Origin of the sequence: Sphingobium sp. SA916 (assembly GCF_002894065.1) — a bacterium.
GTDB classification, from domain to species: domain Bacteria; phylum Pseudomonadota; class Alphaproteobacteria; order Sphingomonadales; family Sphingomonadaceae; genus Sphingobium; species Sphingobium fuliginis.
This window is the reverse complement of sequence record NZ_LXYF01000043.1, coordinates 1-25,294: the sequence shown is the minus strand read 5'-3', so window position 1 is coordinate 25,294 and position 25,294 is coordinate 1. Positions and strand designations below refer to the sequence as shown.

Sequence of the window (25,294 nt, the reverse complement as noted above, 5' to 3'; positions counted from 1 at the left end):
GCGGGATCGCCCTTGCCCGATGGAGATAGATCCGAGACGATAAGGCTTGTAGTCGGCAGATATGGCACTTAGCGTTCCTCCAGAGGAACGGTGATGAAGATTGATCTCAATGACTATGCCTATTTCGCGCAGGTTGTGGCCCATGGCGGTTTCGCGGCGGCCGGCCGCGCCCTGCGCGAACCCAAGTCGAAACTGTCCCGCCGCATCGCCGGTCTGGAGGAGCGTCTGGGGCTTCGGCTGATCGAACGGTCCAGCCGCCGCTTCCGCGTCACTGACACAGGCCAGTCCTTTTATGAGCGATGCCGCACTATCCTGGCCGAAGTGGAACAGGCCGAAGCACTGGTCATGCAGGCGCAGGCCGAACCCCATGGCCGGGTTCGCTTCAGTTGCCCGAACGGTCTCGTCGAAATCGTCTCGGACCTGGTTCCCGCTTTTCTCCGGCGCTATCCCGGGGTCCGCCTTCAAATCGTCGCGACCGACCGGGCCGTGGACCTGATCGAGGAACGCATCGACGTCGCCCTGCGGGTGCGCACGACGCTGACGGGCGATGCGGCCCTCACCATGCGTTCATTGGGGAAATCGACGCGCATTCTGGTGGGCAGCCCGCAATGGGCGAGCCGCCTTGCCGATATTGCCGGACTGGCCGATCTGCCCTGCCTGGGTACGAGCGACGCCGGCGATGAAAGCGAATGGCATCTGGAAACCGACGACGGGCGTTCGCATACCATCCGCTTTGCGCTCCGGCTGGGTTGCGAAGACATGCTGGCGGTGCGGAAGGCAGCGGTCGAGGGCCTGGGGATCGCCCTGCTTCCCGACCATATCTGCAATGCCGCGCTGGCGGAGGGGCAGCTTGTGCATATCCTTCCCGCATGGCGCGGCGTGCAAGGGATCGTGCATCTGGTCTTCACGACCCGGCGCGGCCTGCCCCCGGCGGTCAGGGCCTGGATCGACCATCTCGCCGCCGGTTTCCCGCGGGGGATGCTGGCCGCGCAACCGTGATCGCCCTGGCGTTCCGGCTGTTTCCGCCCCGGCGATCCCGCCGCAGAAAATCCCCGCCCCGGCGAGCGGGGCGGGGACCGGTGCGACCCGATTCCTTCGTGACCGTTGGCGGACTATCTTTCCCTGCATCATGCGCAAACAACATGGATTAGGCGGTCCGGCGTCCTCGCCCCTCATGTCGGATTTTTACAATCCGAATCGGGTGGATTGCGCAAGAGCAGCTCTGCGACCCGAAGGGCTTTCATGCCTTTCTCCTTGGCTCGGCGGCTTCGGCTGTCGGGCCAGTTTTTTGGGAGTGCGGGCCCCCGCCGGCGGTCATGGGGGCATGGGAAAGGGGCGGGGCGCTTCCATGACCCATGGTGCGCGCCCGGCTTCCCTCATCGCCGTTTATGGGTTGGCCGCTCCTTCGAAGGGCACGGTCCTGCGCTAAAGAAATCTAATAGGTCCACCAGCATTGCTTGTGAGACTAATCTCTACCATTAAAATAGATAATGGCCATTCCATGCCGGGAGGATGAGTATGAAGCCGTTACGTGCCCTGATAGATTCCTGGCTCCGCTTGCGCGATGCCGCCCGCCGCGAATTTCTGCGTGATCCGAATGTGATCCTCTTCGAGCGCGCGCCGCAGCAGGAAAGCGCCGGTGGTCGCTGAGGGCTGGTCGCGGCGTGGTTTTCTGGCGGCGGGCGCGGCGTCCGGTCTTTTGCTGGCCGGCTGTGGCGCCGGGCGCGGCAGGCCCCGGCTGCGCGCCGCGATCGTCGGCAAGGGCGAGACCGACATGCGGTTGCTGTTCAAGGCCGCTGGCATCCCCCGGCAGGATTTCGACATCCACTATAGCGAGTTCCAGTCGGGACATCTGGTGGTGGAGGCGTTGAACGGCGGGTCGCTGGATTATGGAGGAATGAGCGAGATTCCGCCGATCTTCGCGGCCGCCTCTACGATCCAGAGCTTCCGTCAGATCGCCGTCCTTCACGGCGACGTCAATAATCAGGCGGTTCTGGTGCCCAAGGGATCAAAGGCGCGTTCCATAGCCGACCTGAGGGGCAAGCGCGTCGGTTATGTGCGGGCAACCACCTCGCAATATTTCCTGATCCGGATGCTGGAGGAAGCGGGTCTTGGCTGGGGCGACATTACGCCCGTGGCCATGGGCGTTGCCGACGGCGCGGCGGCCTTTTCCCAAGGCGCGCTGGACGCCTGGGCGATCTATGGCTTTCCGATCCAGCGGGCCATCGCGACCGAGGGTGCGCGGATATTGCGCACCGCTTACGGCATCCTGTCGGGCAACTATCTCGTATGCGCCCATGCCGATGCGCTGGCCGACGCGGAAATGTCCCAGATCATCCGCCAATATCTGGCGCTGGTGCAGCAGGCCTATGGCTGGGCCGTGGCCAATGAAGCCGAATGGGCGGGCATCGTCGCGACGGACATCGGCGTTCCGCGCGATTATGTGGTGGACCAGTTCCGCCGCAAGAGCGACAGTTACGAACTGCGCCCCGTCTCCGATGCGGCCATCGCCTCGCAGCAGCAGGTGGCGGACCTCTTCCTCGCGCAGAAGCTGCTGCCCAAGCCGGTCGATGTCCGACCGCTCTGGGACGCGCGATTCAACGATTCCATACCGAAAAGAGGCTGAAAATCATGGTCCGCCACCCACCCGTCGCCTCAGGCCGCCGGGTGGGAAAGGCCGATCGCGCTCGCTATTCCGGCAGGACGCCAGGGAAGCCGGCGGTCATGCATGAAAAGCAGCAAGGCCGCGACACGGTCGCAAGGCTTCGCGTCGGCATCTCGGCCAGTATGCTCCCGCCAAAGCCCGCCACCGCTGCTGCCGGGCACTGGAACATGCAGGCTCTCCGCCAGTTGGCTCCTTTTACGGCTGACAGGAGAGATCCATGGTTCCCCAACATATTCCCGACGGCAAGGATCAGGCTGACGGGACTGGCGCGTCCCTGGACGACCTGCCCGCAGCGGGTGGTAGAGACCCGCATGGGGCTGTCGGCAGCGGCTCACATCTCACCCCGGACCGCAAGCCTGACATCAGCACCCCACCCGCAGCGGGCACTGACAATCGGGGCAAGCGGCCGAAGGAGGGCATTGGCGAAGTCGAAGGCAGCGGTGCAGGCGCGGGCGGCGGCGGGAATCCCGAGGATTTCGACAGCGACACCGCCGGCGGCGGCGCGGCGCAGTAACGGGCCCGCCGCGCCTTGCGTCTGTGCGAAGACATGCCGGATGGCTTGGTCGCGGTCTGACGCAACATATATGTCCCGGCGATCCGGCCACCGTCAAAAGGCGGTCTTCTCCTCCAGATGCTGTTCGACATCCGCGCGATCGATCCACAATGTGCGGAATTTCTTGTCGGCCAGCAGTGGGAGCTGGTCGCTGTTATGCTTGGAGCCCGGCTGGCTGGAATTGCCGTAGCTCATCAGGCCCACCGCCTTCATCGGCGTGCCGAATTCGACCATCGACACCCAGGTTTCGCCGTGGACGGGCGTGCGCTCGCCATTCTTCATCGGCCCCCAGGTGATCGTGCGAAACACGCCGGTGTTGCCGAAGCCTCCATTGGCCGGAAGGTTCACGTCGCCGATATGGAAGCGCGAGACTTCGCCATACGGGCGGTCAACCGCGCCATAGACTTCCCTGGTCTTCGCCACCGCCTGCTTCAGCATGGCGACCGCCGCCGCCGGGGCCTTCAGGCCGCGTGGCGTCTCCAGCGGATCGTCCAGCGTCCATTTGACGGCATAGTTGGATTGATCCGTGAAATTCTTCGGCGCGAAGATAGCGGCCCAGGTCTCGAACAGCAGGGCGGCACGGCTGTCGGGTTCGAAGCGACGGTCCCAACCCTTGAGCAGCGTCACGGCCGTCTGCACATCGGGATCGGCGGAGGCCGACGCGGCCGCCAGCAGATCGGGCAGCAAGCGTTCCGCCATCAGCGATGTCGTCGTCACCTTGCGCGCCACGAAATCCTCGAAGCCGATCTTGTCCGTACCGCTCATCAGCTTGACCGACATCTGCGCACGCTGGCTCATCGGTCCCACCGGCGCGACATAGGCGGGGAAATCCCTGGGATCGAGCGCACGGGGCCAGGTGGCCAGCCATGGCGGATCATTGGCGTTCTGCACGAAGCCGCTGGCGGGATCGAGCACCTTGGGCATGTCGTCATAGCTGTGGACATCCTTCCACAGCGTTGCGGAGGTGTCGCCGGGAACGGGCGCGGACCAATAGCTGAGGTCGCCGTTCGCATGTCTGGGCAACAGGCCGTTGTCGAGATAGAGGATATGGCCCGCGCGGTCGGCATAGATGATGTTGAACATCACCACCTGCATCTTGCGCAGCGCCTTTTCGAAGCCGGCCCAGTTTCGCGCCTTCCCCATTTCGAGATATTGCTGGAGCACGCCGGGGCGGTCCAGCCCGGCCACCTTGAGCGCGATGGTCGTTTTGCCGTCGGGCAGGGTGAAGACCGGGCCCTGCACGGCGCTCTTCTGTTCGAAGCTGACGGTTTTCAGCGATCCGTCCGCCTGTTTCACCTTGTAGCTTTTCGTGACCGACCTGAACGGCAGGACCCTCCCGTCGAAGCGATAGCCACTGCCTTCCAGCGTCAGCCTGTAGCTGGTGAAGCCCTGCATCGTATTGACGGTGTTGGTGAAACCCAGGTCATTGTTGAAGCCGAAGCGCAGCACGGGCAGCCCCACTTGCGTGGCGCCATAGATGGCAAGGCCCGGCGCATTGATCTGCGCCTCATAATAAGTGAGCTGGCTTGGCGCCCAGGGCAGATGCGGATTGGCGAGCAGCATCGCCTTGCCGCTCGCCGAGCGGGACGGCGCAACAGCCCAGGCGTTCGATCCGCCCGCTTCGTTGATCGATGGATCGCTCAACACCTTCCGGTCGGATGCGATATAGCCGAAGTTCATCAGCCTTTGCGCATGACCGATGATGTCCACCCCGGTCAAGGGGAGCACGACCTTGACCTCCGGCGCGATCCTGTCGGGATGCGCGGCGGCATAGGCATTCACCCCGGCAGCGAAAGCGTCGAGGTTCTTCCGCATCTGCGGGGTCTGCTGCCTGAACCATGATTTCGACCGTTCGGGAACGTCGTTGGCGATCAGCCATTTATCCTGGCTCTCATATTTCGCCCCCCAATATTCCGCGGCCCGGGCGCGGCTTTCGCCATACATGCGCAGCAGCAGATTGCCGTGGCTTTGCGCCTGGGCATAGCCGAAACCGTAGAAGCCGCCTTCTTCCGTCCTGGCATAGATGTGCGGCACGCCGAAGCTGTCCCACAAAATCTCGCCCCCGCCCCATTTGGCCGAAGGGGCGGCGACGGAGGCAGTCATTGCGGAGGAAGCGGCCAGCGCCGCCAGCCAGATCGTCATGTGGCGCATCGCCATCATCTCCTGTCATCGCGGAAAATGCGCCGCCTCTGTGGGAAGGCGGCGCTTCATGGTCCTGTGGGTTAGAAGTTCAGTCCGACACGGGCATAATAGAACCCGCCGGTGAAGCCGATGGGCGAAGTGCCGGGATAGGCGCCCTGGCCCAGCGTGGCGCTGATCTGCCCGGTTTCGTCGGGATAGACGTTGAACAGGTTGTTCGCGCCGACGGCCAGGTTGACCAGCGGCGTGACCTGCCAGCCCAGTTCCATGTCCGTGATCCACTTCGCGCCATAGCTGCGGTCGTTCGGATAGGTCGTGACGCCGCCGCTGGTCACGCCGTTCTGCAACACCTGGAACTTCCCGAAGCGCGTCAGGCGGGAGGAGAGCGTGAAATCGCCCAGCGTCGCGAGATTGCTGATCGACAGCTTCGTGCGCGGCAGGTTGGTCGTCATATTGCTGCGCCGGGCGCGGTCGAACAGTTCGAAGCTGATCGTGCTGAGTTCCGGCGGGTTGTCGATGATGTCGGTGATCTTGGTCTTGTTGTAGTTGTAGCCAAGGTTCCACTGCATGGCGAGCGCATCGAACAGGTTGTGTTTGTATGAGGCGACGATGTCGATGCCGCGAGTCCGGGTGTCGATGGCATTGGTATAATATTGGGCCGACAGGGTATTGGCCTGCGATGCGGGAATACCGCTGGCGATCAGGATGTTGGAAACCGCCGTGCCGGTCAGCGTGCTGGTGATGGTGATGCGGTCGTCGACGTCGATCTGATAGGCGTCGATCGTCAGGTTGAAGTTCGGCAAGGGGGTCAGCACAACGCCGCCCGATATGTTGAACGACTTTTCGGGCTTCAGCGGCTTGGCGCCCAGCGCGACCGCCGCCGGATCGTCCACCGCCAGCGTCTTGATCTGAAGCAGGACGTTGTTCACGCCATTGACGGTGCGGAACTGGTTGGTAGTCTGGGTATAGATCTGCTGCGCCACCGCCGGCGCGCGGAAGCCGGTATTCGCCGCTGCGCGCAGGGCGATCCACGGTGCGATGGCATAACGGCCGTTCACCTTCCAGATCAGCGTATTGCCGCTGCCGTCGTCATAATGCTCGAACCGGGCAGCCGCGCCGATGGTGATGTCCTTGCTGGGGTCCCAGGCGACATCGCCATAGACGGCATAGTTGTCGCGCGACATATAGGCGGCGTCGCTGGGCTGGAAGCCGGCGGAACTCTGCGCGCCGGGCGTCATGCCCGATGAGATGAAGGTGCCGACCGCATAGCTTGCCGGATCGCCCGCGAAGGTCTGGTAGCGCTCGTGCCGCTGCTGCGCGCCGGCCGACACCTGGAGGTTGCCGCCGCCGACGTCGAAGCCGCGCGTCAGGTCGAGCGAGGTGACGAACTCCGACGACTTCAGCGTGCCGATGTAGAATTCGGTGGGGCTGAGCGCGCCCAGCGTGGGATTGACCGTGCCTTCGGAAGACTGGCGGGCGCGGTTGCGGCCGTAGCCGGTGGAAAAGTCCCAGTCCCATCCGGACAGTTCACCCTTGGCGCCGACGGTGAATTCGAAATCCTCCTCGTCGATCATGACGTGCGGGCGATAGCCATTGGGGTAGATCGCCATCACATTGTTGACGTCCTTGGGATAGCGGTAGGAATACCACAGGTCCGACCGCCGCTGGCTGTAGGTGCCGAAAGCATAGAGCTGGACGCCGCCAAGGTCGTAGCCGGCGTTGAGCGCGGTATTGATGCTGCGGGAGGGCATGACGCCGAAGCTGGTGGTCACGATCCGCTCCTTGCCCACGGCTGCGGCATCGCGCGGGTCGAGCTGGCCGCCGATCAGCGGATAGAGGCAGGTGGTCGTCGCCGTCACCGAACAGTCGGCCAGCGGCAGCGCCCGGTTCGACATCTCCTGCTTCTTGAGGTTGAGGGAGAGGTTGGCGAAGCCGTTGTCGCCCAGCTTCATGCCGAAGTTCAGGTCCGCCTGGTACAGTTCGCCGTCGGAACGGTCGAAATTCTGGCCGGCGGTGACGTTGGCGGAACCGCCCTTGGCGTCATCCTTCAGGATGATGTTGATGACGCCCGCAATGGCGTCGGAGCCATATTGCGCCGCCGCGCCGTCGCGCAGCACCTCGATATGATCGACGGCGGAGGTCGGGATCATGTCGAGGTCCGAAGGGACCGATCCGTTGTAGAGGGTGGATACCGCGTTGATGAGCGAGGTCTTGTGGCGGCGCTTGCCGTTGACGAGGATCAGCGCCTGATCGGGATTGAGACCGCGCAGACCGCCGGTCGCGATGACCGTGGACGTCGCGCCTCCGGCCCGCACCGGCAGGTTGAAGGATGGCACCAGCGTGTTCAGCGCCTGGAAGACGCCGGCCTTGCCCGTCCGCGTCAGGTCCGCGCCGGAAATGACGTCGATCGGCGTCGGGCTGTCGGTGACGGTGCGCGCCTGCCCGCGCGATCCGGTGACGACGATGGCGGGACCGTCGGGTTCTTCGGTGCTCGTGGCGCCGGCTTGAGGGGCAGGGCCTGCGCCGGCCGACTGAACGGCGAAGGGCAGGGCGGTGACGCCCAGGCTGGCGACCTCTACCGCGCGTGTCTTCTGCGCCCGGGCGCTCAGCGCCAGCGCCATGACATTGTTGTTCGACAATGTGATCTTCAGACCCGACCCCGCGATCAGCCGCTGGAGCGCGACGTCGGGCGCCATGTTGCCATTCACCGACTGGGCGTGCAGCCCGGCAACCTGATCATAGGGAAAGAGAAGCTGGATGCCCGACTGCTTGGCAAAGAGCGTCAGCGCGGTCTGCATCGATTGGGCCGGGATCTTGAACTGCGTCGGTTCGGCGGCGGCCGCCGACTGCGCGCTCCATGCAATGAGCGCCGCCGTTGCGCACAACGACAGGTTCCGAAAATTCTGCGTCATCGTACCCCCTGTGAAAATTTGCATTGTCAGTGGTGGATACGGAGGCCGATCGCGTTTCTGCTAACGACGCTTGAAAATATCTCATTTTCGTGACGTCGAGGCTCATTCTATCGAATGAAGACCGCTGCGCCGCCAAAGAGACGAAAGCGTAGGGAGGTATCGACAGGAACAGGGGACAAGCGTGGACGTGGAATCGATCAGGGCGAGGCTGGATTGGTTCAAGCAGGCCATCCTGCCGCATGAGGGCGCCTTGCGTTCGCGGCTGCGCAGGGTCGTATCGCGCAGCCACGATGTCGACGATCTTGTCGCGGAATGCATGACCCGCGCCTATGCGAGCGGCGACATCCACCGCGCGCATAGCGGAAAGGCCTTTCTGTTCCAGATCGCGCGCAACCTTCTGATCGACGAGGCCAGGCGGGAAAAGATCGTCTCGCTCGAACTGGTGGCCGAACTCGACGTGCTGCAGGCCGACAATTCGACGGAGGAAGCGCTGCAGGCGCGTGACGAACTGCGTCATCTGCAGGCCATTCTGGACACGCTGCCGCCGCAATGCCGCCGGGCCTTCATCCTGCGCCGCGTGCACGGGAAATCGGTCAAGGACATAGCAGAGGAAATGGAGCTATCCGTCTTTACCGTAGACAAGCATTTGACGCGGGCGGCCGTGAAGATAATGCAGGCTATCGGGCAGTTTGAGGGTTCTGGATTTGGCTGGTCGCTACAGAAGCGCGGAGGACATGCAGGCGATCGAGGCCGAAGCGGCTCGTCTGTACCTTAAGGCGCGGGCAAGCGACGCCGCGGAAGACTGGGACCAGGCCTATGCGTGGGTGGCGCAGGATCCCGCTCACGGCTTCGCCTTCGCCAAGGCGGAGGCGGGCTGGGAACTGACCGGCCGGTTGCAGGAGCTGCCTGTCGGCGGGGACGATCAACCGGCCCCCGTCCCATCGGTTTCTGGCGCCGAGGACGCCGCCGTCCCGCTGATCGGGCGGCGGGGCCTGCTCGTCGGCCTTGCCGCTGCCGCCGCATCGATAGGGGTGGCGGCGACAGTGACGCTCAGGTTGCTGGGTGCGGTCGACCGCTATCGCACGGCGCTGGGCGAGACCCGCACGGTCAAGCTGGCGGACGGATCGCTGGTTCACCTCAATACCAACAGCTCGGTCGAGGTCGCCCTGCGGGACGACATCCGGTCGATCAAATTGCTGAAGGGGGAGGCGCGCTTCGATGTCGCCCACGACGCCAGGCGGCCTTTCATCGTCAATGCCGACGGCACGCTGGTCCGTGCGGTGGGAACCATGTTCAACGTGCGCCTGCGTCCCGACGTCACCGAATTGACGGTGATCGAGGGCATGGTGGCGGTGCGCAACGGAGGCTCCGCCGTCCGCAGGATCGGCAGCGGACGCAGCGCCGCCGTGCGCAGCGGCAGCATTGCCGTCACCCATCTCGAGCCGGCCAAGATGAAGCAGCGGATCGCCTGGCAGGAAGGCATGGTCGAATTCGATGGCGATACGCTGGCGCAGGCGGTGGAGGAGTTCAACCGCTACCGCTCCAACCCCATGGTGATTGGCGATCCCGCCATTGCCAGCCTGCGGATCGGCGGCGCCTTCCGGCTGGACCGGTCGCAGGATTTCGTCCAGGCGCTGGAGAGCGGCTTCGGCGTGCGCGCCGTCCCCGGCAGCGACAGTTCGATTATATTGGTGTCCGCCGAATAGCATTAGCAGAAGGCGGCGGGCCGTCCGTATCAGCAGGGATGGAACATGTTTCGTCTCTCCAGCCGGCCAGCCTGTCCAGGCAGGACCGCCTGCGCTCCATCCTGGGCGGGTCGATCGGCAATCTGATCGAATGGTATGACTGGTACGTCTATTCTGCCTTCACCCTCTATTTCGCCCCCGTCTTCTTTCCTTCGGACGACAGCACCGCGCAACTGCTGAACGCGGCGGCGATCTTTGCCGTGGGCTTTCTGATGCGCCCCATCGGCGCCTGGATCATGGGCATCTATGCCGACCGAAGGGGCCGGAAGGCAGGTCTGACCCTGTCGGTCATGCTGATGGCGGGCGGTTCGCTGATGATCGCGGCGATCCCCGGCTATGCGTCGATCGGCGTGATGGCGCCGCTGCTGCTGCTGTTCGCGCGCCTGATGCAGGGGCTGTCGATCGGCGGAGAATATGGCGCCAGCGCGACCTATCTTTCCGAAATGGCGCAGCAGCGGCAGCGCGGCTTCTTCTCCAGCTTCCAATATGTGACGCTGATCGCGGGGCAGTTGCTGGCCCTGTGCGTGCTGTTGCTGCTCCAGCTTGCCCTGACGGAACATCAGCTCGAAAGCTGGGGCTGGCGCGTGCCCTTCGTCATTGGCGGGCTGATGGCGGTGGGCGTCTATCGCCTGCGCCGGGGCCTCAGGGAAACCGAGGCGTTCGAGCAGAGCGCGGCGGTGGAGGAGCAGCCGCGATCGAGCGGATGGAACCTCATTCGCCGCCATCCCCGCGAAGTGCTGCTGGTGATGGCGCTGACGGCGGGCGGTACGCTCGCCTTCTACGCCTACAGCACCTATATGCAGAAGTTCCTGGTGAACAGCGCCGGCTTCGGCCGGCAGACGGCGACCGCCATCATGGCCTCGGCCCTGTTCATCTACATGCTGCTGCAACCCATGGCCGGATGGCTTTCCGACCGGATCGGGCGAAAGCCTTTGCTGATCGGCTTCGGGGCGGGCGGCGTGCTGTTCACCACGATGATCTTCACGACGCTGGAAACGGTGACCTCCTCTTTCAGCGCCTTCCTGCTGGTGCTGGCGGGACTGGTCATCGTCACCGGCTATACCTCGATCAACGCGATCGTGAAGGCGGAACTGTTCCCGGCCAATATCCGCGCACTGGGCGTCGCGCTGCCCTATGCGCTGGCGAACACATTGTTCGGCGGCACGGCCGAATATGCCGCGCTCTGGCTGAAACATGCCGGAATGGAGGGCGGCTTCTACTGGTATGTCACCGCCATGATCGGGGTCTCGCTGATCGTCTATCTGCGCATGCCCGATACCCGCAACACCAGCCGCATCTAGCTGTGGAAAGAAGGGGGAGCCCCATGAAGACCAAGATCCCGTCCCTGTGCCATATCCTGCCGGCGATGCTGCTCTGCCAGCCCGCCGTCGCCCAAGACGCGGCGCCGGCGGAACCGCCGTTCACCTCCGTCCAGACCGCCGATTTCGCCATTGCCGGTTCGCTGTCCAACAGTTGGGCGGATTTCGACAATGACGGCGATCTCGACCTGGCCGTATCGTTGAAGGGCGGCGACATCCGTCTATACCGCAACGACAAAGGCCGCTTCGTGAATGTCGGACCGGAATTGGGCCTGCCGACCTCCGGCCCGGAAATGCGGGGCGTCGCATGGGGCGATTATGATGGCGACGGGTGGATCGACCTGCTGGGCGGGGCCACCATGCCGGGCGATCTGAGCCTTGTCTTCCACAATGAGGGCGGGCGGAAATTCACCAATGTCGCCCCGGAACTGGGCCTTACCATCCCCAACCGTTCAGCGCGTCAGACGAGCTGGGTCGATTATGACAATGACGGCGACCTCGACGTCTATGCGGCCAACCGCATCGGTCCCAACAGCCTGTTCCGCAACGATGGCGGCAGGTTCGTGCAGGTTTCGCAGGGTGCGGGCATATCCGACCCGCGGCCGACGGTGGGCGCCTGCTGGTTCGACTATGATCGCGACGGTTTTCTCGACGTCTTCCTCGCCAACCAGTCGGGCGCGGCGGACGCGCTCTGGCGCAACAATGGCGACGGCAGCTTCACCGACGTCGCCCCGCAACTGGGCATGGACAATCCGGGCCGGTCGAAGGAGGAAGGCGGGGTCGGCTGCGCCGTCGGCGACTATGACAATGACGGCTTTCTCGACCTGTTCGTGCCCAATTACGGCATCAATACGCTCTATCATTATAATGGCGATGGCAGCTTCACCAATGTCGCGAAGGAATTGGGTGTCGCCATCGACAATCACGCCGTCGGCGCCGCCTGGGGCGACTATGACAATGACGGCTTCATCGACCTTTATGTCACGTCCTACCACGGCCCGCGCGATCAGCAGCAGCCTAGGGACAGCCTGTTCCACAATGAAGGCGGCAGGGGCTTCCGCCAGGTCCTGACAGAAAAGTCCAGGCTGAACGTCGGGGACCATGGGGTGCAGTGGGTCGATTATGACCGGGATGGAGCGCTCGATCTCTCTGTCATGCGCGGCTATACCAGCCAGGGTGGACATTTCCTGTTCCACAATGATCTGGATCGCGCGGCGGCCAAGCGCAGCCTGTCCGTCACGCTACTCGACGCGAAGGGGCGCTTTACCCGCATGGGGGCGGAAGTGCGCCTGTATGACAAGGCGGGCAAGATCCTCGCCACGCGCCAGCTTTCGACCGGCGACGGCTATAATTCGGAAAATGCGGCGCCCCTGCATTTCGGCCTGAAGTCGATGGAAGCAGTGAAGGTGGAAGTCAGCTGGATGGCTCGCGACGGGCGCAAGGTCCAGACGCTGCGTAACGTAAATCCGGCGCGCTATCTGGGCAAATCTCTCGTGATCAGGGAACGGTAGCGCATGACCGTTCCGGAAGGGCGATGGGGCGTCACCTGTCGCCCTTCCGCGGCGACGCCTGTCGGCTGAAACCGGCGCGTCCGGCAGAAGTCAGGATCGAATCGTTCTGCGGGGCATGGGCGCGGCTGCACAGCACGTCGCGATAATGGCGCTCAAGCGGATTATTGCGGGTAAGCCCCGGATTGCCGGTGGCCTCCACCGCCAGCGCGACGGCATCGATGGCGTTGCCGGTGATGAGATATTTGAGGAGTTGCGCGTCCGACGCGGAAGGCGGCGACCCTTCGTCGGTACGGCGGATCAGGTCCTGCAGCAATATCCTGTTGTTCAGCAGAAGCGCGTCCATGCGGCCCAGCAGTTCCTGATAACGATAAAGGGAGGATAGGGGTGCCCCCAGATTTGTCGGTATACGGCTGCTCGCAAATTCCGCGAACCAGTTGCGCCCTTGTTGCGCCACCGCGTCGTAGAGGCTGCCGAGCAGGCCGACCATCCATGCGAGCTGGAGCGAATTATCCTCGTTCCATTCCTCCGGCCGCCGCAAGTCGACGGCGTGGTCGAACGGAATCGCCACATCGGTCAGGATGACGTCGTGGCTGCCGCTTGCGCGCATCCCCGCATGATTCCAGGTTTCCTCTATGCGTATGCCCGGGCTGCCTGCCGGCACAAGGAAGTAGCCGACAAGCGGATCGTCCCCCTCGGTACGGCCCCAGACGATCATGTAGCTCAGGATCGGGCTTCCGGTGGAGAAGAGCTTGTGACCGGAAATCCGCCAGCCTTCCCCGTCGCGCTTCCCCGTGGTGGCCGGCAGGCCGCCACGCGTGGGCGTGCCCAGTTCCGGCTCAACACGCAATGCATTGGAAAGCGCCCCCCGCGATACTGCTTCGGCCTCGACACGGCGGCGCAGATGTGCGGGCCAGCGGTCCTTGCCGCGCACACCGGCGTGGGTCAGATACTGCATGATGAGGACCAGCGCCGTTGAGGGGTCCCCCTTCGCAATCTCCAGCACGACTCGGCTGGTCTCCGCAAGGTCCGCGCCCCGGCCACCTCTTTCGGGCGCAATCGTCAGCGCCAATAATCCATGCTCATGCAAGGCGGCGAAATTTGCAAAGGGAAAGGAAGCGTCGCGATCATGATCGGCGGCGGTTGCAGCGAAACGCTCGCGCAAAATGGCCAAAACTTCGTCCGGGACAGGAGTGGGCCGCAAGTCGGATGCTGTCGCCATTATTTCCCCAGCGCTATATCAAAAAAGGACCGATTGCCGATGGCTGATCGACGTCTTTCCTCGCCGCTTCCGTCCGCTGCCGGAACTCGACAACATCTCCGATCAGGCGAGCGATCAACCCTGTCGAGCCACCATGAAAGCCAATGGACGCAACAAAAGGGCGCGTCAATTTTATAACATAAATCCCAATATCGCATTTTCTCATTGGGGCAGGCGCCTGATGTTCCCCACCGGCTTCTCCTCCAGCCATAATCGGAATCCCGATGAAGTGTCGGCCTGAAGTCGGTCGCCCCCGGTGAGCCATTAAATTCTCGAGTTCATGCTTGAGAAAAATTCAGATGTGAGCGCGGGCAGCCAGGTATATTCCCTATGCCGATCCTTGAACCTGCCATGCCGACATCGGCCTTGGAGGCAGGAACATCTTGGCTGGAGCAAGCGAGCATGTTCATCGCAACTTCTATCGCGATTTCAAAATGACGACCCATCCTCATCCTGTATCGCCCGCCCGAGCGCCGGGCCGGCCGCAAGGCATTCATGAGCAACTTGCGCGGCAGGCCGTGCTGGAACACGGACCCTTCGGCAAGAGTCGCCGTGCCGGGGAACTGACATGTCCTTGATCATCGCCAGCCAGTTGGAACCCGATTTCAACCGCAGCCTTGGCCTGCACCCGTCCGCCCCGACCCTGATCGACGTGGCGGAGGATGAGCCGTGGACCGCCGCGAACGAGGCGGACATATTGCTGGTGCGGCCGTCCCTTGCCTGGCGGCGATCCACACAGGAGGCCCGGCCGAAAATATGGCCGGGGCGGCTCAAATGGGTCTATAGCGCCTCGGCTGGGGTGGATTTCTACCCCGGCTGGCTGCTGGACGCCCCGCTCGTCACCTGCGGTCGCGGCGTCGCGTCGGAGGAGATCGCGGACTATGTGATCGCCGCCATTTATGCCCATGCCAAGAATCTGGAGGCGGCGACCGCCCGTTCGCGCGATCAGTGGGTTCCTCGCCCGCTGGGCCGCGTATCCGGGACGACCATCGGCATCGTCGGGCTGGGCGCGATCGGCGCAGCGGTGGCGCGGCGCGGCCTGGCGCTGGGCGCGCAGGTCATCGGCCTGCGGCGAAGCGGCGCGCAATCGGGCATCAGCGGCGTGCAGCATGTCCGCGACCTGGAAACGCTGGCGGCGGAGGCGGATCATATCGTCATCGCCGTGCCCGGAACGCCGGAGACCCGCCACCTCTTCAACGAAGCCCTGTTCGCCCGGATCAAGCCCGGCGCGCATCTCATCAACATAGCGCGGGGCTCGGTGATCGATCAGGAGGCGCTTATCGATGCGCTGGACAGCGAGCGGCTGGGTTTCGCAACGCTGGACGTCACCGATCCGGAGCCGCTGCCCGAGGGGCATGCACTCTACACCCATCCGCGCGTACGGCTGACGCCGCATATCTCCAGCAACTACAGCCTGATCCGCCACCGCTTGCTGGAGAAGGTGAACGACGATCTGTCCCGCTTCATCCGCGGCGAAAAGCCCAGCGACATCGTCGACCCGGCACGTGGCTATTAGGAAGGAGCCGCATCAGGACCGATCCGGAGCGATGCCGTCGAACATGTCATCATCGTCATGCTGAACCTGTTTCGGCATGGCGGTTCGGCGGCGGCAATGGCCGGCGACAATTTGCCGTCCGGCGCGCCAAGGCGATTTCCAGGCAATGACTGGGCAATCCATAACGACAACGACAGGCCGAAAGCTGCGATCCGGTCAATCGGATCCGAAACCGCGCTACAGCGTCTGCACCGTTTCCCGCGCCAATTCGGCCAGCCGATGCGCCGCCTTGTCCAGTTTTTCCCCAGCGCGCAGGATCGCGGCGACGCGCGGGAGTTGCGGCAGGCCGTCATGCTCCAGCACCCGGTCGTTCTCCAGGAACAGATGCGTGCGGCAGGTAATGCCCAGGCCAGCCCCCACCGCCGCCTTCAGCGTCGCCAGATTGGGCGTCTCCACCGCGATCCGCCATTGCAGCCCGCTATCCTCCAGCGCCCGGATCGCCGCCTCCCGGAAACGGCAAGGTTCCTCCAGTACGGCGAGCGGGATCACCTCCCGCTCTGCCAGCGCGGCCTCGCCATACCAGCTCATCGGCGCGACCGTCACCGCATGCGGATCGTTGGGCGCGGCGAAACCCAGCAGGATGTCCAGCTCGCGCCGGTCGAGCAATGTCTGCAACTCCGCCGTGCCGGCAACCCGCGCATAGATCTGCGCATCGGGATGCAGTTCGGAAAAGCGCGACAGCAGTCCGCTGAGCAGGCTGTCCGCGAAATCCTGCACCATGCCGATGCGCGCCGGGCCGGCGAAACGGCCTGCGCTGACCGCCGCGACCGCCTCGTCATGCAGCATCAGCACCCGCCGCGCATAATCGAGCAGCACTTCCCCCGCAGAGGTCAGGTTCAGCCGCCGGCCTTCCCGCAGGAACAGGGTCTGCTGCACCAGTTCCTCCAGCCGCTTGATCTGGAGGCTGAGCGCGGACTGGGTCACGAACACCTGCTCCGACGCGTTCAGCATAGACCCCGTGTCCACGATGGCGACGAAGCTGCGGAGCAGATTGGTAGGCAGATTGACCGGCATGAAAACCTCATTGCAAGGGAAGCACAGCCGATCCGAAGCCGGGAACGGAGTCGCAGCCTTATCGCGAAGACTTATATATCAATCAAAATAGTAGAGATTTAAAGAGGGCATAAAAATCTTGGGTACAACGATCCGGACGCGCAAACCCGCCATTTTCTGCGGCCGGACGCGTCCGATTCAGGCTCAACCGGTTCGAATGAGCGCTGCTCATAGGTCGGCCAATTAAAACTTAATTGAAACAGTAGAGAATTCATGTTGGGCTTTCCCTCACCTATCGAGAGGGCGAGTTGATGACGGTTTTGACGGCGGACAGGCGCGGCCATGCGCATGGCGGGGTACAGAAATTTTCCCTGGCGCGCTTCGGCGGACGCTGGCTTTCGCCTGTCCTCTTGCTGCTGCTGTGGGAATTGGGGTCGCGCAGCGGCCTGATTCCCGAACGCACGCTGGCCGCGCCCTCGGCCGTCATCGGGACGCTGGTGGAGATGCTGCTGTCGGGCGAATTGCCCTCGAACCTGCTGGTGTCCTTCGCCCGAGTCGCCGTCGGCCTGCTGATCGGGGTGGGGCTTGGCCTCGCCCTCGGTCTGGTCGCCGGACTGTCCCGTACCGGAGAGCTGGCGGTCGACCCGCTGATGCAGATCAAGCGGACCATTCCCGTGCTGGCGCTCACGCCGCTTTTCATCGTCTGGTTCGGGATCGGGGAAACGCCCAAGATCGCGCTCATCGCCTTCGCGGCGGTCTTTCCGGTCTATCTCAACCTCTACAGCGGCATCCGCGGCGTCGACCTGCGCCTGCTGGATGCGGCGAAAAGCTTCGGTCTCAGCCGTTGGGAGCAGATCTGGCACGTCGTCCTGCCCTCCGCCTTGCCTTCGTTGCTGGTCGGGCTGCGCTACGCCCTGTCCGTGGCCATATTGGTGCTGGTCGTGGCGGAGCAGATCAACGCTTCGGCGGGGCTCGGCTATCTCATCAACAATGCCCGCGATTTCATGCGGACCGACATCATCGTCGTCTGCCTCATGGTCTATGCCATTCTCGGCCTTGGCGCCGACTGGCTGGTCCGCACCGTCGAAGCCCGCGCCCTGATCTGGCGCCCCAGCATAGTGGAGCAATAAGCATGGACGCCCGTCTCGGATTCACCGCCCTGCAAAGCGCCGCCGGCCACAGCGATATTCCGCATCCCGAACCGGTGGTGAGGCTGCGCGATTTCACCCGACGCTTCGGCCCCAACACGATCATCGACGGCCTGGACCTCGACATCGCGCCCGGCGAGTTCATCGCGCTGCTGGGTCGTTCGGGTTCGGGCAAGACCACCCTGCTGCGGACCCTCGCCGGGCTGGACGAGGTGCGGGGTCAGGATGTGGAAGTCCCCGATTCCCGCGCCGTGGTGTTCCAGGATGCGCGGCTGCTGCCCTGGAAGCCGGTATGGAAGAATGTCGCCCTGGGCCTCAAGGGCGACCGGGTGCGCGACCGCAGCGAAGCCGCGCTCAAGGAGGTCGGCCTTGGCCATCGGCTCGACGCCTGGCCGCTGACGCTCTCCGGCGGGGAGGCGCAGCGCGTCGCGCTCGCCCGCGCTCTGGTGCGCGAACCCAAGCTGCTGCTGCTCGACGAGCCCTTCGCCGCCCTCGACGCGCTGACCCGTTATCGCATGCACGACCTCGTCCTGTCGCTCTGGCGCGCGCACCGGCCCGCCGTGCTGATCGTGACCCATGACGTGGAGGAGGCGATCGCGCTGGCCGACCGGGTGCTGGTGCTCGACAAGGGACGCATCGTCGCGCAGGAGCGGATCACGGTTCCGCGCGGCGAACGCTCCGCCATTTCCGGGCGGCTGCGCGAAAAACTGCTCTCCTATCTCGGGGGCGAGGATCATGGCGAGGGCGTCGTTCCTTTCGCGCCCATTGCCGAGGCAGCCGAATGAACGCTGTCTCGACCCTGCAACGACCCGTCGAGGGCGCTGCGGATATCGGCCGCCTGCGCGGCTTCGTCACCGCCTTTGCCGACCTGCTGGCGGCGACCCGCGATGAAGGGGCGATATTGGAAAGCGGACGCGCCCTGCTGAGCCGCCTGATCGCCAGGGACGACTGGCTGCCGGAGCAATTCACCCGCCCGCATCCCGACCGCTATCAGCAATATCTGCTCCATTGCGACAGCCGGGAACGGTTCAGCGTCGTCAGCTTCGTCTGGGGGCCGGGCCAGTCGACCCCCATCCATGATCATACCGTCTGGGGCCTGGTCGGCGTGCTGCGCGGCGTGGAAAAGGTCGAGCGCTTCCGTCAGTCGCCCGATGGCCGGCTGATCCCGCACGGCGAACAATTTCTGCGCGAGGGCGAAGTCGACGCCGTCTCCCCCCGCATCGGCGACATTCATCGCGTGACCAATGGCCTGCCCGACCGGCCGTCGATCAGCATCCATGTCTACGGCGCCAATATCGGCGCGGTCGAGCGGGCGACCTATGCCGCCGACGGCACGCCCAAGACCTTCATATCGGGTTACGCCAACGGCGTGATCCCCAACCTCTGGGACAGATCGAGAAACGCATGACCACCGATACGCTGGACCGTATTCAGACTGCCACGCCGCAGGATATTCGCCGCGCCCTGCTGGTGGGCAGCGAGATCGCCCTGATCGACGTGCGCGAGGAGCATGAATTCGCGCAGGGCCACCCCCTCTTCGCGGCCCAGATACCGCTGCGCCGTATCGACGAGGAAGCGCGCTGGCGCATCCCCCGGCTCGACACGCCGATCGTCGTCTATGACAATGGCGAAGGTCTGGCGCGCAAGGCGGCCGTGCGGTTCGAGGGGCTGGGCTATACCGACGTCCGCGAACTGGAAGGCGGCCTCACCGGCTGGCGCGAGGCGGGCTATGAGCTGTTCGAGGATGTGAACAGCTATTCCAAGGCCTTTGGCGAACTGGTCGAACATCGTCGCCATACGCCCTCGCTGGCAGCGGAGGAGGTGCAGGCGCTGATCCGGGAAAAGGCCGACATCGCGATCCTCGACGCCCGCCGCTACGACGAATATAACACGATGAGCATTCCGACCGGCACCAGCGTGCCCGGCGCCGAACTGGTGCTGCGCGCCCGGACCATCGCGCCCGATCCCGATACGACGATCATCGTCAACTGCGCCGGCCGGACGCGGTCGATCATCGGCACGCAGTCGCTGGTCAATGCGGGCCTGCCCAACCGCATCTTCGCGCTGCGCAACGGCACGATCGGCTGGACGCTGGCCGGGCAGGAGCTGGAGACCGGCCAGACCCGCGTCGCGCCGGAGGTGGACAATCGCTCGGCGGAGGAGGCCCGCGCCCATGCCCGCGATGTCGCTTATCGCGCCGGGGTGAAGCGTATAGGCTGGGACGAACTGGAGGAGCTGAAGGCGGACAAGGCCCGCACCCTCTATCTCTATGACGTGCGCCAGCCGCGCGAATATGAGGGCGGCCATCTCCCCGGCTTCCGCAACGCGCAGGGCGGCCAGTTGGTGCAGGAAACCGACCATAATGCCCCGGTGCGCGGCGCGCGCATCGTCGTCACCGACGACCTCGGTCCCCGCGCCGACATGACCGCCTCCTGGCTCGCGCAACTGGGGTGGGAGGTCTTCGTGCTCGACGTCGACTGGTCCGCCGTGACGCTGGAGAAGGGGCCGGATGGCGCGCCCGGCCCGCGGGGGCCGGAGGGCCGCTACAAACGCCCTTATGAAGGCACCGACAACAAGGCCGCCGCCATGCAGGCCTATCTCGACTGGGAATATGGCCTCGTCGCCCAATTGGAGCGCGACGGCACCCACGGCTTCTTCGTGATCTGATCGGGAAGGAAACGATCATGAGCGTCAAGTTCATCGGCTATATCGGCTTCAACAACAGCTCCGAAATCCAGTCGGCGGTGCGCAGCCGCGCGCTCGACAGGGATTATGTCGAAGCGGCGGCGAAGGCGCAGGAGGAGGGCGGCTTCGACCGCGTGCTGATCCCCTTCAGCTCCAACAGTCCGGAAAGCCAGATCGTCGCGGCCCATGCGGCGGCGATCACTTCGACGCTGGGCTTCCTGGTCGCGCACCGGCCCGGCTTCACCCAGCCCACCGTCGCGGCGCGCCAACTGGCGACGCTGGATCAATTGTCGGGCGGCCGCGTCGCCGTCCACATCATAACCGGCGGCGCCGACGAGGAAATGGCGCGGGACGGCGACACCAGAAGCGTGAAGGCGGAACGCTACGCCCGCACCGACGAATATCTGTCGATCCTGCGACAGGAATGGACGGCGGCCCAGCCCTTCGACCATCAGGGCAGGTTCTACGACGTCAAGCAGGCGTTCAGCGCCGTCAAGCCCGACAATCTGCCGGTCTTCTTCGGCGGCTCGTCGCCCGAGGCGATCGAGGTCGCGGGGCGCCATGCCGATGTCTATGCTCTTTGGGGCGAAACGCTGGAGGCGGTGCAGGACACCGTTCGGCAGGTGCGCCGCTCGGCGGTGCGCTATGGCCGCGATCCCGGCTTCTCCCTGTCGCTGCGCCCGGTGATCGCGGATACGGAGGAAGCGGCGTGGAAGCGCGCGGCAGAGATCGAGGAGCAGGTGCGTGAGAACCGCATTGCCGCCGGATTGCCGTTGACCGGCCACCGTCCGCCCAATGCGGGGTCGCTCCGCCTACTTGAAACCGCCAGCGCCAACCGGCGCGACAAGCGGCTATGGACCGGCATCGCCGCGCTGACCGGCGCATCGGGCAACAGCACGGGGCTGGTCGGCACGCCCGAGCAGGTGGCCGACGCCATGCTCGATTATTATGACATCGGCATCGACCATTTCCTGATCCGCGGCTTCGATCCGCTGGCGGATTCCATCCTCTATGGCCGGGAACTGCTCCCCGTCGTGCGGCGCAAGGTGGCCGAGCGCGAAAAGGCCGAACTGGCGCTGGCGGGCTGACATGGCGAAGAACAGGGGTGCGATCATCGCGGTGGCGCTGGTGGCGGTGGCGGGCTTCGGCCTTGCCGCCGCGAAATTCGGTGGCGGCGACGACAAGGTGCTGCGCGTCGCCAACCAGAAGGGGCAGGTCAAATCCATGATGATCGCCTCGGGCGTTCTCAAGGATGCGCCCTACACGGTCGAATGGTCGGAATTTCCCGCCGCCCAGCCCTTGCTGGAAGCGGTAGGGGGCGGCGCCGCGGACCTCGGCCTTGCCGCCGACGCGCCCTTCATCTTCGCCTATCAGAGCGGCAGCCCGGTCAAGGCGATAGGCATCCAGACGCCCTTCGCCCAGGCTGGCGAAGCGCTGGCCATATTGGTGAAGAACGGATCGCCCGCGCATTCGATACAGGATCTGATCGGCAAGTCGGTCGCCACGACGCGCGGATCGATCGGCCATCATTTGCTGCTCCAGGCGCTGGAGCGGGCGCATATCCCGGCGGATCGGGTGCGCGTCACCTTCCTGCCGCCCGGCGACGCCAAGGCCGCCTTCGACAGCGGGGCCATCGACGCCTGGTCCATTTGGACGCCCTATACCAATGTGGCGATCAAGGAAGGCGCGCGGGCCGTCGTCGATGCGAAGGATTATGGCCTGCCGGTCTATATCGACATCGCCCATGGCGATTCCATCGGCCCCAAGCGCGCCCTGCTCGCCGATTTCCTCCGGCGGGAGGCGAAGGCCGTCGAGTGGGCCCGCGCGCACCCGGACGAGTTCGCGCAGGTGCTGGCCAAGGAAACCGGACTGCCGCTCGACATCGCCCGCGCCAGTTTCGACCGCAACAACCGCGTGGCGCGGCCCATCGACGGCAAGATCGTCGCGCATGAGCAGGACATCACGCAGCGCTTCCAGAGAGCCGGTCTGACCGAGGGCAAGCGCCCGGTGGCCGACGCCTTCGACCGCAGCTTCGGCACCGGCGGATGAAGCTGAGCTTCGTCGCCGCCAAGCATATCTAAAATTCAGATTTACTCATGGATCGGCTAGCGAAGTCATTTCTCAATCATATCGATAGTAAATAGATGGTCCCCGGAAACCGGGGGATATATTCATGAACCTTGACCGCCTTTATCTGTGCTCGACCGCGCTTGCCGCGGTACTTCTGACGTCCGCGCCCTCGCTCGCGCAGACCGTTGCAACACCTGACAGCGCGGATGCCGAGGCGGCCGATTCGAGCGCCATCATCGTGACCGGCGTACGCGGCGCGCCCCGCACCGTGGCGGAAAGCCCCGCGCCTATCGATGTGGTCGGCGCGGAGAAGTTGCAGGCCACCGGCTCGGCCGAATTTGGCGAAGCGCTGTCCAAATTGCTGCCCTCGCTCAATTTCGGCGCGACCCATGCGGGCGTCTTCTCCATCGGGCGCCCCGTCACCAATCGCGGCCTGGCGCCCGCCTACACATTGGTGCTGGTCAACGGTAAACGGCGGCACAATGGCGCCTTCCTCAACAATTCGACCGCCGACACCTCGGGCGCGAACCCGGTCGACATCGACCTCATTCCCACCAGCGCGATCGACCGGATCGAGGTGCTGAAGGACAGCGCTGCCGCCCAATATGGCACGGACGCCATAGCCGGGGTCATCAATATCCAACTGGCGAAGAAGGAAGGGCTGAGCGGCGATTTCACCTATGGCACGCTCTACGACGCCAATGGCAGGCCGGACAGCTGGAAGGGCACGATCCGCTACGGCACGAAGATCGGGGAGGATGGCTTCCTGACCCTGAGCGGCGACATCCGCAAGCGCGGCGGCGCCTGGTGGAATCTGCCCGCGACCGACGCGAACATCTACGGCCTTCCCGCCAACCGCACGGTGGACCAGGTGGCGGCGACCAGCGGCCTCACCCGCGATCAGGTGCTGGCCAATGTCGCCGCCGCCAATGCCCGCAACGCCCAATGGAGCCGCGACGGCGCGCATAATGGCGACCCGCAGATCAAGGCGTTCAACCTCTCCTATAATGCCGAACTGCCGGTGACGGAGAATGTCACCCTCTACAGCTTCGGCACCTATGGCGAGCGCGACGCCCAGATCGGCAATAATTTCCGCCGCCCCAACAGCACCGCCAATTTCACCGCGCTTTTCCCGGACGGCTATTATCCGCTCAACAATATAGACGAGAACGACTTCCAGTTCGTCGGCGGTCTTCGGGGAACGCTCTGGGGCTGGGACTATGATGTCAGCTCCTCCTTCGGCCGCAACTACAGCCATCAATATTCGAAGCTGTCCGTTCGTCCTTCGCTGGGACCGACCAGTCCGACAAGCTGGCCCAATCTCGCCAATTTCGAGTTCCGGCAATGGAGCGATATTTAGGACCAGAACGACCAACAAAGTCTCAAGTGAATTAAAATAAATTGCCTTTTATCAGTATGTTAATTGAAGTATCATCCTTATCCGTGGGATTCTAAACGGATTTTGGAATTCATGCGTTTTGTTGGTAAAAATGTTGGTATCGCTCAAGGGATTTTGAGTTTCGCGCATCGATACAGGAGTTCTGTTCGGTGCTGACCGATGATGTCATCCAATCGCTTCTTCCAACCACAAGGCCGATAAAAAAATCGGACGGTGGAGGCCTCCATGTCTGTGTAGCACCTGACGGCCAAATTCAATGGCGGCTGGCATATCGATTTGATCATAAGCAGAAGACGGCTGCAGGTGGATCCTATCCTGCAGTCAGCATTCAACAGGCCCGTGCTTGGCGCGATCATTTGAAAAATTTTATCAGCGAGGGCAAAGACCCTGCCGAGCTCAAGCGCAATCAGAAATATGAGGATGAGGCTGCTCGCATCACTTTTTTCGAGTTGGCTCAAGAATGGCTCGAAATTAAGCGTAAAGAATGGTCGCCGCGTCACTCGCTGCGCGTCGAAGGAAGGTTAAAGCGAGATATCTTTCCATATCTTGGAAGAATTCCTGCGCGTGCAATCTTGCCTCGAATGGTTCTTGAGATCTTAAAACGTGTTGAAGAACGCGACGCAAGCGAAGTTGCGCGACGACTCCGGAGTTATTGTAGTGACATTTTTAAGTACGGTATCCCCGATGGGAGGGTGATAACCGATCCATGTCGTGATCTGGCACTCGCGCTGCGTAAGCGGGTGGTGAAACACAGGGGAAAAATTCCCCTTAACGAGCTTCCGCGGTTTTATGTAGCGCTCAACGCAGACACAGGATCCCGCCTAAGCCATCTAGCGCTCCGTTGGACCATCCTAACGATGGTTCGGACACAGGAAACGCGATTTGCGCAATGGCACGAGTTTGAGGGGCTCGGAGGTACCGAGCCGATATGGAGGATCCCGCCAGAACGCATGAAAATGCGGCAAGAACATCTCGTTCCACTTCCCCCTCAAGCTATCGCGTTGCTCCGTGAAATCAGGGAACTCAATGTCTACGGAAGACACGGGAATGAGCGATTTGGACGATATCTGTTCCCTGTCCTGGGCAACGAAGACGATATAATTAGCTGTAACCGTATGATGGTAGTCATGAAGCGAATTAATATCTCGCCCGGCTCGACGGTCCACGGATTTCGCTCGGTAGCAAGTACGGTTCTGAACGAAGCCGGGATATTTCTGCCATGTCTGTCGTCAGAACATTTGGCGCAGATCGCGGCGTAGATTAGCGGAGCGCGGGCCTCGTCCTGGGGTTGATATTAAGCGGCGAGCTTGCGGTGCTGCAAGCGTCGGTGTTCGATGGTCTT

23 protein-coding genes are annotated in these 25,294 nt (G+C 63.6%); 18 read left to right on the top strand and 5 right to left on the bottom strand.

The features are described from left to right. Positions 1-93: 93 nt before the first annotated feature. The 4 genes from A8G00_RS13990 (at position 94) to A8G00_RS13980 (ending at position 3,179) form a co-directional block, all read left to right on the top strand. Complete coding sequence (locus tag A8G00_RS13990) at positions 94-999, top strand: LysR family transcriptional regulator (RefSeq protein ID WP_065846464.1); 906 nt, start codon at positions 94-96, stop codon at positions 997-999. Between the two features lie 513 nt (positions 1,000-1,512). Next, positions 1,513-1,650 (top strand): hypothetical protein, encoded by a 138-nt coding sequence (locus A8G00_RS25195; protein ID WP_157009796.1) that lies wholly within the window; start codon positions 1,513-1,515, stop codon positions 1,648-1,650. After that, positions 1,640-2,626: an ABC transporter substrate-binding protein gene (locus A8G00_RS13985; protein WP_065846463.1), complete on the top strand. Its 987-nt coding sequence runs from the start codon at positions 1,640-1,642 to the stop codon at positions 2,624-2,626. Before A8G00_RS25195 ends, A8G00_RS13985 begins: the two co-directional genes overlap by 11 nt. Positions 2,627-2,882: 256 nt before the next feature. Continuing rightward, positions 2,883-3,179, top strand: coding sequence for a hypothetical protein (locus A8G00_RS13980; RefSeq protein WP_065846462.1), 297 nt, complete (start codon positions 2,883-2,885; stop codon positions 3,177-3,179). Positions 3,180-3,272: 93 nt separating this feature from the next. Here the strand turns inward: A8G00_RS13980 and A8G00_RS13975 are convergent, their stop codons facing one another. Continuing rightward, positions 3,273-5,369, bottom strand: coding sequence for a penicillin acylase family protein (locus A8G00_RS13975; protein WP_216365616.1), 2,097 nt, complete (start codon positions 5,367-5,369; stop codon positions 3,273-3,275). 71 nt (positions 5,370-5,440) lie between these two features. Beyond that, complete coding sequence (locus tag A8G00_RS13970; RefSeq protein WP_103000947.1) at positions 5,441-8,269, bottom strand: TonB-dependent receptor; 2,829 nt, start codon at positions 8,267-8,269, stop codon at positions 5,441-5,443. A gap of 181 nt (positions 8,270-8,450) precedes the next feature. On the opposite strand from A8G00_RS13970, the gene A8G00_RS13965 reads away from it, so the two are divergent. The 4 genes from A8G00_RS13965 to A8G00_RS13950 are packed head-to-tail and all read left to right on the top strand — an operon-like array spanning position 8,451 to position 12,844. Next, entirely contained in the window at positions 8,451-9,044 is a 594-nt protein-coding gene (locus tag A8G00_RS13965; protein WP_082166057.1) for an RNA polymerase sigma factor, read from the top strand. After that, a complete protein-coding gene (locus tag A8G00_RS13960) occupies positions 9,004-9,975 on the top strand; it encodes a FecR family protein (RefSeq protein ID WP_025549474.1) in 972 nt (323 codons plus the stop codon). The genes A8G00_RS13965 and A8G00_RS13960 overlap by 41 nt, the downstream gene beginning before the upstream one ends. Before the next feature lie 38 nt (positions 9,976-10,013). Further along, entirely contained in the window at positions 10,014-11,315 is a 1,302-nt protein-coding gene (locus A8G00_RS13955) for an MFS transporter (RefSeq protein ID WP_025549475.1), read from the top strand. 23 nt (positions 11,316-11,338) lie between these two features. Then, positions 11,339-12,844: a CRTAC1 family protein gene (locus A8G00_RS13950; RefSeq protein WP_065846460.1), complete on the top strand. Its 1,506-nt coding sequence runs from the start codon at positions 11,339-11,341 to the stop codon at positions 12,842-12,844. A 31-nt stretch (positions 12,845-12,875) separates the two neighbouring features. Here the strand turns inward: A8G00_RS13950 and A8G00_RS13945 are convergent, their stop codons facing one another. Next, positions 12,876-14,015: an acyl-CoA dehydrogenase family protein gene (locus tag A8G00_RS13945; protein ID WP_242495895.1), complete on the bottom strand. Its 1,140-nt coding sequence runs from the start codon at positions 14,013-14,015 to the stop codon at positions 12,876-12,878. Between A8G00_RS13945 and A8G00_RS13940 the strand changes: the two genes are divergently transcribed. Next, entirely contained in the window at positions 14,008-14,343 is a 336-nt protein-coding gene (locus tag A8G00_RS13940; protein ID WP_165363372.1) for a hypothetical protein, read from the top strand. The genes A8G00_RS13945 and A8G00_RS13940 overlap by 8 nt on opposite strands. Positions 14,344-14,380: 37 nt before the next feature. On the opposite strand, the gene A8G00_RS25190 is transcribed toward A8G00_RS13940, so the two are convergent. Beyond that, on the bottom strand, positions 14,381-14,548 hold the full coding sequence (locus A8G00_RS25190) for a hypothetical protein (RefSeq protein ID WP_158230068.1): 168 nt from the start codon (positions 14,546-14,548) through the stop codon (positions 14,381-14,383). A 122-nt stretch (positions 14,549-14,670) separates the two neighbouring features. On the opposite strand from A8G00_RS25190, the gene A8G00_RS13935 reads away from it, so the two are divergent. Then, entirely contained in the window at positions 14,671-15,618 is a 948-nt protein-coding gene (locus A8G00_RS13935) for a D-isomer specific 2-hydroxyacid dehydrogenase family protein (protein ID WP_025549478.1), read from the top strand. Positions 15,619-15,834: 216 nt separating this feature from the next. Here the strand turns inward: A8G00_RS13935 and A8G00_RS13930 are convergent, their stop codons facing one another. Then, entirely contained in the window at positions 15,835-16,671 is an 837-nt protein-coding gene (locus A8G00_RS13930) for a LysR substrate-binding domain-containing protein (RefSeq protein WP_065846458.1), read from the bottom strand. Between the two features lie 290 nt (positions 16,672-16,961). Here A8G00_RS13930 and A8G00_RS13925 point away from each other — a divergent pair, with 290 nt between their 5' ends. The 8 genes from A8G00_RS13925 (at position 16,962) to A8G00_RS13890 (ending at position 25,211) form a co-directional block, all read left to right on the top strand. Continuing rightward, the gene (locus tag A8G00_RS13925; RefSeq protein WP_061936147.1) at positions 16,962-17,780 is read left to right on the top strand and encodes an ABC transporter permease; all 819 of its coding nucleotides are present in this window, start codon (positions 16,962-16,964) and stop codon (positions 17,778-17,780) included. Between the two features lie 2 nt (positions 17,781-17,782). Next, positions 17,783-18,583, top strand: a complete 801-nt coding sequence (locus A8G00_RS13920) for an ABC transporter ATP-binding protein (RefSeq protein WP_065846457.1) — start codon at positions 17,783-17,785, stop codon at positions 18,581-18,583. Beyond that, positions 18,580-19,206 (top strand): cysteine dioxygenase, encoded by a 627-nt coding sequence (locus A8G00_RS13915; RefSeq protein ID WP_025549481.1) that lies wholly within the window; start codon positions 18,580-18,582, stop codon positions 19,204-19,206. Before A8G00_RS13920 ends, A8G00_RS13915 begins: the two co-directional genes overlap by 4 nt. Then, positions 19,203-20,465: a rhodanese-like domain-containing protein gene (locus tag A8G00_RS13910; protein ID WP_048575950.1), complete on the top strand. Its 1,263-nt coding sequence runs from the start codon at positions 19,203-19,205 to the stop codon at positions 20,463-20,465. The genes A8G00_RS13915 and A8G00_RS13910 overlap by 4 nt, the downstream gene beginning before the upstream one ends. Positions 20,466-20,482: 17 nt before the next feature. After that, entirely contained in the window at positions 20,483-21,571 is a 1,089-nt protein-coding gene (locus A8G00_RS13905; protein WP_065846456.1) for an LLM class flavin-dependent oxidoreductase, read from the top strand. 1 nt (position 21,572) lies between these two features. Continuing rightward, positions 21,573-22,532: an ABC transporter substrate-binding protein gene (locus A8G00_RS13900; protein ID WP_044661070.1), complete on the top strand. Its 960-nt coding sequence runs from the start codon at positions 21,573-21,575 to the stop codon at positions 22,530-22,532. A 124-nt stretch (positions 22,533-22,656) separates the two neighbouring features. Beyond that, the gene (locus A8G00_RS13895; RefSeq protein WP_103000946.1) at positions 22,657-23,913 is read left to right on the top strand and encodes a TonB-dependent siderophore receptor; all 1,257 of its coding nucleotides are present in this window, start codon (positions 22,657-22,659) and stop codon (positions 23,911-23,913) included. A 188-nt stretch (positions 23,914-24,101) separates the two neighbouring features. Beyond that, the gene (locus A8G00_RS13890; protein ID WP_103000945.1) at positions 24,102-25,211 is read left to right on the top strand and encodes an integrase arm-type DNA-binding domain-containing protein; all 1,110 of its coding nucleotides are present in this window, start codon (positions 24,102-24,104) and stop codon (positions 25,209-25,211) included. Positions 25,212-25,294 lie beyond the last annotated feature (83 nt).

What these genes read in the sequence shown, in the direction of transcription:
- A8G00_RS13925 (WP_061936147.1), top strand. Translation starts at nt 16,962, where the DNA reads ATGACGGTTTTGACGGCGGACAGGCGCGGCCATGCGCATGGCGGGGTA.
- A8G00_RS25190 (WP_158230068.1), bottom strand. Translation starts at nt 14,548, where the DNA reads ATGGGTCGTCATTTTGAAATCGCGATAGAAGTTGCGATGAACATGCTC.
- A8G00_RS13910 (WP_048575950.1), top strand. Translation starts at nt 19,203, where the DNA reads ATGACCACCGATACGCTGGACCGTATTCAGACTGCCACGCCGCAGGAT.
- A8G00_RS13935 (WP_025549478.1), top strand. Translation starts at nt 14,671, where the DNA reads ATGTCCTTGATCATCGCCAGCCAGTTGGAACCCGATTTCAACCGCAGC.
- A8G00_RS13950 (WP_065846460.1), top strand. Translation starts at nt 11,339, where the DNA reads ATGAAGACCAAGATCCCGTCCCTGTGCCATATCCTGCCGGCGATGCTG.
- A8G00_RS13940 (WP_165363372.1), top strand. Translation starts at nt 14,008, where the DNA reads ATGGCCAAAACTTCGTCCGGGACAGGAGTGGGCCGCAAGTCGGATGCT.
- A8G00_RS13980 (WP_065846462.1), top strand. Translation starts at nt 2,883, where the DNA reads ATGGTTCCCCAACATATTCCCGACGGCAAGGATCAGGCTGACGGGACT.
- A8G00_RS13990 (WP_065846464.1), top strand. Translation starts at nt 94, where the DNA reads ATGAAGATTGATCTCAATGACTATGCCTATTTCGCGCAGGTTGTGGCC.
- A8G00_RS13900 (WP_044661070.1), top strand. Translation starts at nt 21,573, where the DNA reads ATGGCGAAGAACAGGGGTGCGATCATCGCGGTGGCGCTGGTGGCGGTG.
- A8G00_RS13920 (WP_065846457.1), top strand. Translation starts at nt 17,783, where the DNA reads ATGGACGCCCGTCTCGGATTCACCGCCCTGCAAAGCGCCGCCGGCCAC.
- A8G00_RS13975 (WP_216365616.1), bottom strand. Translation starts at nt 5,369, where the DNA reads ATGCGCCACATGACGATCTGGCTGGCGGCGCTGGCCGCTTCCTCCGCA.
- A8G00_RS13895 (WP_103000946.1), top strand. Translation starts at nt 22,657, where the DNA reads ATGAACCTTGACCGCCTTTATCTGTGCTCGACCGCGCTTGCCGCGGTA.
- A8G00_RS13905 (WP_065846456.1), top strand. Translation starts at nt 20,483, where the DNA reads ATGAGCGTCAAGTTCATCGGCTATATCGGCTTCAACAACAGCTCCGAA.
- A8G00_RS13960 (WP_025549474.1), top strand. Translation starts at nt 9,004, where the DNA reads ATGCAGGCGATCGAGGCCGAAGCGGCTCGTCTGTACCTTAAGGCGCGG.
- A8G00_RS13915 (WP_025549481.1), top strand. Translation starts at nt 18,580, where the DNA reads ATGAACGCTGTCTCGACCCTGCAACGACCCGTCGAGGGCGCTGCGGAT.
- A8G00_RS13970 (WP_103000947.1), bottom strand. Translation starts at nt 8,269, where the DNA reads ATGACGCAGAATTTTCGGAACCTGTCGTTGTGCGCAACGGCGGCGCTC.
- A8G00_RS25195 (WP_157009796.1), top strand. Translation starts at nt 1,513, where the DNA reads ATGAGTATGAAGCCGTTACGTGCCCTGATAGATTCCTGGCTCCGCTTG.
- A8G00_RS13955 (WP_025549475.1), top strand. Translation starts at nt 10,014, where the DNA reads ATGGAACATGTTTCGTCTCTCCAGCCGGCCAGCCTGTCCAGGCAGGAC.
- A8G00_RS13930 (WP_065846458.1), bottom strand. Translation starts at nt 16,671, where the DNA reads ATGCCGGTCAATCTGCCTACCAATCTGCTCCGCAGCTTCGTCGCCATC.